Source organism: Serratia sp. (in: enterobacteria), assembly GCF_046715635.1.
Taxonomy (GTDB): Bacteria; Pseudomonadota; Gammaproteobacteria; order Enterobacterales; family Enterobacteriaceae; genus Chania.
The window spans coordinates 1-8275 of the sequence record NZ_JBKJYW010000471.1; the positions used below are offsets into that span (position 1 = coordinate 1).

The window sequence follows — 8275 nt, forward strand, 5'->3', positions numbered from 1 at the left end:
GTCAAGTGCGGTACACACGATCATCGCCGTGGATGGCCAATGCTCCAGGCAAAGCGCAATCAGCCTCAAACCATCCAGACCCGACTCTTCTTCACAGCACAGTTCCATAATCAGCAGCCGAGCCGGGCGATGACGCATCAATCCCGGGATTTGTGCCAGATTGCTGACCCGTTGTACCTCGTCCGTCAGGCCACAGGACTGGGCCAAAATATTACGCATGCCGAGTGCCGTAATGGGACAAGATTCCATTACAATCACCCCGTCCCCTTTAAGCCCGTAAGGACTGGGGGAATGTGCACTCCCTCTCTGATAGGTATGAACCGTTGTCATATTAAATCTCCCATTTCTGCCGAATTCCCTTTTTTACTTCCTTGATAAATTGGTGTGCAAAAATGTCATTCCCTCTCTTATTGATGAGAGTTATCTTTTCTTATTATTGGTCAAAAACGCATTGAAAATAAAGCCAGCGATAAACGATGAAATAAGCCCCAGACGATCAACTCAACAGACACAGGTAAAGCTAAAGCTACCATTAGAAAATGGGGCCAGGTTTTCTATGGTTAGTGGGTGTTACAGGTGATTACTGATAGGTAAGTGCCACCTGCACAACACCCTCAATACTGCCTGGGGTTGCACCACCGTGAGTGCTAAAAGCGCGCGCCCTCAGCGGGAAAGTCGCCGTATTGGTGGCGTGATCGACCTGCACAGTCATATCACTGCCGCTGCCCAAGCGGCGATTGACGCCTGGTGAACTCCTATCAACCATTTCAATCTGCACAGAACCAGCAGGATTGGCCGCGGCGTTCTTATACAGATCCGCGCTTTCATCCGCTGCCGTACCGGTGAATGTCGCAATAACGTCAGTGGTTGAAACTGGGCAATCACTCAGATCCAGGCTAAAATCCTCCCATGGGCTCCCGGCACCCGCAGTCAAAGTATGAGCCTTGATCTCCTTCAGATCGACATTGACATCCCCCCCCACGGCATCGACCGTACACGGCGACGCTTTAACTGTACCGGTGATCTTTATACGTGCATCGACCGCCAGAGCCGAGTAGCTGACCCCCATCCCACCGAGAGCCAGGCACAATGCAGTCGTTTTAAAAATTGCTTTCATATCCATAATAAATATCCCTCTCCATTTTAGTTAAAATGACTTTCGCAGAAAGTCTGACATTCCCGATACAAACGGGTTTACTCCATTTTTACCGTAATAGTCGCGGTTGCTTCAAAGTCTCCCACTTTCGGTGCTTTGCCAGTCGTGCTAATAGGATAGATGTTCAATGTCATCTGACTATCACTATCGATATTACCCAAGCCGTTCATTGTCATAGACAGCTTGTCTCCAGGCGAAATTACCTGAGTATTCCCATTACGTTTTTCTTCAATTCTGATCGCAATATCATCATTATCCATCGTCACCGAACCATTGGTGGTGGTGGTCTTCAGGGCTGTAGGATCGTGGGGATTTACCTCACCTTCAAACAGCAAACTGATTTTCGCGCGTGTCGATAAGTTGGTACACTCCAGATACAGGGTTTCTTCATGTATTTGGACGGTGCTCGGCTTCTGGCCTTTAACTTTAAAATCGGTGGACATAATGCTGCCAAAGGGCACCGTAATCATTGAGTTTTTAAGTTCACATTTTTGCGGTACGGTGATCGTACCACTCATGCTCACTGTCGCCGTTGGCCTGCTCCCACGGCTTACATTGGGATCGGAATTAATATAGATATCCAACAAGGGAGAATGGGTTATTGTCGACGTACCAATAACCGCCTGTCTGAAATAAAGATAAACGAACCCTTGTGCACCGCTATCATATAATACGCCCTTACAATCCTGGGGCCGGTTATAAAAACCATTACCCCTCCATCCATTTCCGGGGAAAGGCACAGAGAAATATTTATTGACATCACCAGCGATATACACCTCCATAGCAGCAGAAAAATCTTCGCTACCGCTCAACGAATAAAACTGCCTGGTACCATTCCCATCCTCCAGCAGAGGCGTCCCCCTTGGGACCGCCATAATAAACGACTCTTTCATCTGAGTTGCGCTGCCGCAGTCGCAGTTGACTAGATACCCGTCCCCCTCGTTCTGCCACACACGTTCGGCCTCATTCACCTTATCAAAAGTCTTACCAGCGGTGTTCTTATCCGGATGGTCGAACAGTTGATTAAACGTAAAGTGATAACTCATAGTCGAGCCTGCAGGTTCACACTGCCCAACGAGGGCCTGCGCCGACGGCAGCATCCCCAACCCCAAGGCAATAACTCCCCCGATGGCTGAATAACGCACTAACGATTTCAATTTATTCATCATTAAAGCCTTTATAAACATTGGCCATTTATCAAACGGATCCCGGTGCTTTCTTTTTGCTCCGGCAAACTGTAAGACACTTGACATTGTTGTGACGCGGCGTTGCCCCATTTGACCTGCAACTTGCCGCTGCCGGCCATCCCAGAGAGGAACACCTGACCACCGTCACCGACGATGCTGCCGTTGTCACCACCATTGCTATCGGTTACGGTAGCGCCAAACGGTACAGGTGCACCGCCCTGCCTCAACAGGGTCATCAATACCCGTTGGCCAACATTAGGTTTGAACTCGGCGCGTACTATGGCACCACGGGTTGGGATCACCGTCTGACTGGTTATCGTCATATCGACGTCATCCGGCAGGGTAGTGGTGTTTATCGCAATATTGTTTTTGCGATACACCGTGGCATAAGGCACCACGGCATAGCCACGCCAGTCGGTTGTAACCCCTGTTTGGTTGGCTATACTGACACCCTTGGCTCCCGGTGCTTTGACCAACACGGCCGTCTCATTCATCTGTTGCGAGAGTGTCAAACCGTCTTCGTGCAAGAGGATCCCGCCCTGTACACCGTAGTTGAGACGATGATCGGAACGGTTATAGCCATACCCCACGTTAACTCTACCCAGGCCACCACGATAGCCAAGGCTGCTATTGCCGTAAGCTCCGACCCCTTGGCTGGTGTACCCCTGGCTGACGTTGTAGCTCAGGTTATTACTGGGTAATGCGGTACCGTTTAGGCCGACTGAATTGCTGGTGGTGCCTTTGCGGCTGGTATTGAGGTTGTAGCTTGCATAGCTGTCAGACAACCACCCACCCAGTGGCATGCTGATATTAAAGGCGACAATATGGTCGTCATAGTTGACACGATCGCCATTGCTGTCATAACCATCTCTGCTGAAGGTGTAGTTCAGGCCATAGCTGATACTGTTCCAGCTATTGTTGTACCCAACACTCACCGACTGGTTACGGCGCCTATCATTCCAGTAATCTTCGTTGTACAGGCTGAGCGACAGTGAGCCGGCACCTTCCCAGAGCGTTTGACTCATCGACAGTTCAGCACGGCTCTTCTTGTGATTCTGACTTTGTGATGATTTGCCATCGGTATAGGTATTTAACGTTTCCTGCAACGTATAGAACCCCGCCGTCGAGTAACGATAGCTAGCCAAAGTGAAGCTGGTTCCGGTTTCGACAAAGTTCTTGCCGTAACGCACACGCCACGACTGACCTCTCTCTTTGTCAAGATGTTCAGGTTTAGACCAAGCCTGGGTAACATCGGCAGAAAACGCGCCGATAGCCCCCATGTTTTGCCCCCAGCCGAAAGCCAGTGCCTGATATTTGCTGGCAGCCTGCACGCCGCCGTAAAGGGTCGCCCCCCAAGGCAAGCCGTAGATTGCCGTGCCTTGAGTAAACAGCGTGTCATCCACGTTGCTGTTGGACGAGCGATATTGGCCGCTGGTCAGGCTGTATTTGAAACGCCCTTGCCGCTGTAACACCGGGACGGAAGCAAACGGCACTACCAACCTTTGCTCACTACCATCGCTCTCTTTAATGCTCACTTGCAGATCGCCGCTGCCTGCCGTCGGATAGAGATCGCTGATTTCAAAGGCGCCGGGTGGCACATAGCTCTGATAAATCACATAGCCGTTCTGGCGAACAGTGACCTGAGCATTACTGCGGGCTATTCCGCGCACCGTCGGTGCATAACCCCTTAAACTCTCTGGCAGCATGTCATCGTCCGAAGCTAGCTGGCCGCCACGGAAAGGCACGCTGTCAAACACCTCACTTTGCGAGGAGCTGTCGCCCAGCATCAGTTGGCTCTTCAGTGCCACGATGTCGCGTTGTAAATAGGTATTGATGGAATCCCAGTGGCTTTCGCCATCAGAGTCACGATTCCAAGTTGAGTAGTTACGCAGACGCCAGGCACCAAGGTTGATCCCGGAACGCAGGTTGAGATAATAGGTGTTGCTGTCCGAGCTATCGCTGCTCCGTGCCCAGCTGTTGGCACCGCTAAAGTTATAATTGACCAACAACGCCGGGATCCCCTGATCCCACTGATCCGGTGAAACATAGCCGCGGGCGGTCGAATTTAACGCAGCCTGAGGAATACTGATGTCCAACCGCTGCTGGTTAAAACGGAACGAGGCCGATGCCGAGGGAATGATCTGCGCCAAATTCACGCACTGCCCAGAAGCCTCGATAGCGGGGAAGGAAGCAAGCTTCACACCCATGCCCTCCAGCATCTCGCTGCTCAGGCAAGGCTGCAGGCTATCCTCACCTGCCGGGCTCCGCTGCAGGGAGAAATCAAGATCCTGGGTATCGATCATCGCACCATTAAGATAGACATCAACCCTGTACGTACCTGGAGCCTGAGTCAGGCCATCTTCAAAAACCGTCAGATCAGCCCCCCGCTGAGACGGATTATCAAGCTCCAACAGTGCCGGGTTAAAGTAATCTCGGGCCTGTACGCTACCGGGTATTGCCATTGACATCGCAACCTGGCATGAAATCAACCACGCCAGCGGGGTACGGTTAAATCCGCGATAGCCTATACGCTTCGGGTTTTTCATCCATTTAACTCCATTTATCAGCCGCACTAGCAAATTCCGGCAAGCCGCGTCCCTTCCCTGAACTACCTGTGCAGGGATTAGCTGTATTTAATCCTGGTTAATGCCTTATAGATTCCCGATGAACGGTTTCGTAATACCGCCGTAATCGTTAATAACTTCCCAGCTCAATGCCCCACCAACGATACCGGCTGGCAGATCGAAGCGCGCACTAGACTTCGGAGCAACCATGCTGACATTTTTCAGTGGGCTACCATTAACCTTGACTGAGAATAGAGTGATATAATAGGGCGATGTATTATTCACCTGAACCGCGTTACCGCTACGCTGCCAAGTCAATGCTTCGGCGGCTTCCTCTAACGTTCCGGGTAACCCCTGTGGGCGATAAATCAGCTTGATGCGCGTCTTGACCGCAATTTGCAGACTGTTTTCCTGTTTCTTGGCCGAAGGAATAGATTTGATGTTCAGCCAATAGAGAGATTCTTTATCGGTCGGTAGATTCCCCCCAGCACGGACTACGCGCAGAATATTATTCTGTTCACCATCCAAACGGAATAAAGGGGGAGTAATGATAAATGGCGCTTTAGAAGAATCCCCTTCGTGCGTGTCAACCCAGGACTGAATGAGGTACGGTACCTTATCCGGGTTATTAATCCCCAGAGAGGCTTCTTTTTTAGCACCGTCATAAACCAAACGCGTTCCGCCGACAATAATGCCCGCCTGCACCTGCGCACCAAAGGTTAGTAATAGCGCTGCGACTATTGTGCTCCGCCAGACTTTCATTTCTTATTCACCACTTCGACCATTGAGGAGAAAGGCCAGGGGTAGCTTTCGCTCCCCTGACCCGCTTTATACCGCCCGTATGAGCCGAGCGGATAAAACTTACTGATAGATAATGGTAAAGTTGCTCACTGCGTTAGCCTTACCAGCAGTTACAGTGGCAGAAGTAGAGTAGTAACGTGCAACAAACCCGAGCACGTTATCTTCGGTGCTGCTTAGTGGGTAAACGCTTGAATCCGTGTGCAGGTTAATCACCTTGTTGTTGTTGTCAGCAATCTGAACACCAACGCCAGCAGCGACATCTGGCCCATCGGTCAGCGCCAGAACGGAATCGTTACCCGCTACCTGGATACCATCAAAACGTACTGTCGCAGCTTTAACCGTATCTGGGCAGTTTTGCAGGACCAGAGAGAAATCCTTAGAGGCAGCAGTTACGCCAGCGCGCCCCTGGAATGCGCCAACATAAACTTTACCCAAAGTAACGGTCTGGTTTTCAGAGTCAGCATGCACGGTACAAGCTTGATCGATGATCTCACCAGAGAAGTTTACTTTGCCGTCTTCAGCGAACGCAGCGGTAGAAAACGCGGAGGCGGCCAGTACAGCAACGGCGATCAGGTTCTTGTTCATACTACTTTTCCTTTTAAATAATGCACACTTCAATGCGCGCATTTGTTTATTTTTGACATAACCCTATGTCACTCCTTTTTATTTAGTTCATCGACTGGAAACCACCTTCGCAAATAGCGATTGGGTGGCAATACCTTTCCAGTCAAACGATTCATTTTGAACTAAAGTGACTCCTTTGGTTTAATGTGCCATGGAGGGCCTTTAAAAACTCAAACTTCAGTTAATTATGTTAATAAATGTAGAAATAAAAGGATTATAATCCACTCGAAAAGCGAGCAAAATCTGAGATTGGTTTTTTAGGAAGGAAGCAAGAAAATACTTGGGTATGACCGAAGAGGATTTTTATGACAAAATAATTTTAACTTATTGTTATACAATGTGTTTTTTGGGTAAGGTGAATTATTGAATAGTTAGTGTTGACATTATTTTTGAGTATCCTTAGAGTATGTTGCAATTTAGTTCAAAGTGACTCATTAGTCATATTTATCAATACTCCAGTCACCATACTTCCTTAAACCTTCTAGCATTACTTGCCGTATAAAGCACCGTATTCTGAATATTCCTATGGCCAAGAAAATCCTGAATCAAACGCGTATCAATTCCCCGGTCCGCCAAGGCGAAACCGCAGCCATGACGCAGCATATGGGGATGTGCATTGACCTCCAGGTTAGCTGCCTCGCTGTAATTACGAATGAGCCAATAAATACGCTGGCGTGATAAACGAGATCCCCGGTTAGAAAGAAATAACCACTCGCTATTCGCGCCACGGTAATGCTGTCTCTTGGCCATCCAACGCTGTAAACACTTCCGCTCGCGGACATACAGAGGATGAACGGTTGAGAAGCCATTTTTCAATCGATGAATATAAATATTGTCGCCTTCAAGATCGATATCTGACAGCCGCCAGCTATTGATTTCACTCACTCGGCAACCATGAATAAAACACATATAAATCAAACAGTAATCACGTTCTGGGTTCTTGCCTTTCAGCGTTGCCTCAAGCAGTTTTTCCACTTCGGAAGGAGTTAAGTGTTTACGACTGGTCATAGTACCTCTTTGACTTTTCACCAAAAATATGTGGATTTCTCCTCCTTTTTATTTCCACAACCACGCTCAGGGGGCATTAGCCCCTGCCTTCGGATGACATCCTGGATCCTGAGTGGAGTATAGCCGATAAGCAATCAGGTAACAGCCAGGTCATAGAACTATGCTAATTGCCCGTGATCCCACTCAACTTGGCTAACGTTTAGATTAAAATCAGCAGTTCAGCAATAAACTAATAGAGCAACAAGGTTAATTCATAGCAACACGATGGCAACATCATAAAAACAGAAAATACAACATAGAAACACTTTGATGCAAAATTCAATTATATTCACCCCTATCACCTGATGGAGAATTAAACACAGAGGCATCCTACAAGCATTCACCAGGGAATAATCCCAAAAGAAAATCAAATACATTGAATGAAAAAAATAACCCCTACCTATCTAAAAAAGTACATCTATCGGGAAATACGCATGAATGGCGGGGTAACAATCAAACGAATCAGAATAAATTCACGGAAATGTAAGGTAAGAAAGTAATGAAAAGGTTAGCCCGATGAGTAATAAAAAGGGGCACATGTTAGAGAGTGCCCCGACATAAGACAGGAGTGCGTTCAGACGGTCAACCCCCCGTCAAGCACCAGGCTTTGGCCCGTCATATAACGGCTGTCATCACCGATCAGGAACGCGGTGGTACGCGCCACCTCGCTGGCTTTACCCAGGCGGCGCAAAGGGATCTGCTTGCGCAGCGCTTTCAGCGCTTCCGGCGGAATGGCCTGCGTCATATCGCTTTCGATAATCCCGGGCAACAGGCAGTTCACCCGGATACCAAAGCGCGCCACTTCCAGCGCCAGAGATTTCCCCATGCCGATCATCGCCGCTTTGCTGGCCCCGTAGGCCGTTTGCCCGGTGTTGCCCTTGATGCCCGTCACTGAC

General features: G+C 49.0%; 7 protein-coding genes and 1 pseudogene. All 8 read right to left on the reverse strand.

The genetic code is table 11. The annotated features are described in order from the left end of the window. Positions 1-330: pseudogene (locus tag ACLQ7H_RS24285) on the reverse strand (DNA-binding response regulator); the annotation flags it as partial. Between the two features lie 250 nt (positions 331-580). Then, positions 581-1123: a fimbrial protein gene (locus ACLQ7H_RS24290; protein WP_411754880.1), complete on the reverse strand. Its 543-nt coding sequence runs from the start codon at positions 1121-1123 to the stop codon at positions 581-583. Between the two features lie 71 nt (positions 1124-1194). Continuing rightward, the gene (locus tag ACLQ7H_RS24295; RefSeq protein WP_411754881.1) at positions 1195-2325 is read right to left on the reverse strand and encodes a fimbrial protein; all 1131 of its coding nucleotides are present in this window, start codon (positions 2323-2325) and stop codon (positions 1195-1197) included. A gap of 8 nt (positions 2326-2333) precedes the next feature. Further along, complete coding sequence (locus tag ACLQ7H_RS24300) at positions 2334-4889, reverse strand: fimbria/pilus outer membrane usher protein (protein WP_411754882.1); 2556 nt, start codon at positions 4887-4889, stop codon at positions 2334-2336. A gap of 105 nt (positions 4890-4994) precedes the next feature. Next, complete coding sequence (locus tag ACLQ7H_RS24305; protein ID WP_411754883.1) at positions 4995-5669, reverse strand: molecular chaperone; 675 nt, start codon at positions 5667-5669, stop codon at positions 4995-4997. 99 nt (positions 5670-5768) lie between these two features. Beyond that, on the reverse strand, positions 5769-6293 hold the full coding sequence (locus ACLQ7H_RS24310; protein ID WP_411754884.1) for a fimbrial protein: 525 nt from the start codon (positions 6291-6293) through the stop codon (positions 5769-5771). Between the two features lie 498 nt (positions 6294-6791). Further along, on the reverse strand, positions 6792-7340 hold the full coding sequence (locus ACLQ7H_RS24315; RefSeq protein WP_411754885.1) for a tyrosine-type DNA invertase: 549 nt from the start codon (positions 7338-7340) through the stop codon (positions 6792-6794). Positions 7341-7953: 613 nt separating this feature from the next. Then, a partial coding sequence (locus ACLQ7H_RS24320; protein WP_411754886.1) for an SDR family oxidoreductase occupies positions 7954-8275 on the reverse strand: 322 nt, incomplete at its 5' end.

Coding starts and splice junctions, on each gene's coding strand:
- ACLQ7H_RS24290 (WP_411754880.1), bottom strand. CDS start 1,123: ATGGATATGAAAGCAATTTTTAAAACGACTGCATTGTGCCTGGCTCTC.
- ACLQ7H_RS24295 (WP_411754881.1), bottom strand. CDS start 2,325: ATGATGAATAAATTGAAATCGTTAGTGCGTTATTCAGCCATCGGGGGA.
- ACLQ7H_RS24300 (WP_411754882.1), bottom strand. CDS start 4,889: ATGAAAAACCCGAAGCGTATAGGCTATCGCGGATTTAACCGTACCCCG.
- ACLQ7H_RS24305 (WP_411754883.1), bottom strand. CDS start 5,669: ATGAAAGTCTGGCGGAGCACAATAGTCGCAGCGCTATTACTAACCTTT.
- ACLQ7H_RS24310 (WP_411754884.1), bottom strand. CDS start 6,293: ATGAACAAGAACCTGATCGCCGTTGCTGTACTGGCCGCCTCCGCGTTT.
- ACLQ7H_RS24315 (WP_411754885.1), bottom strand. CDS start 7,340: ATGACCAGTCGTAAACACTTAACTCCTTCCGAAGTGGAAAAACTGCTT.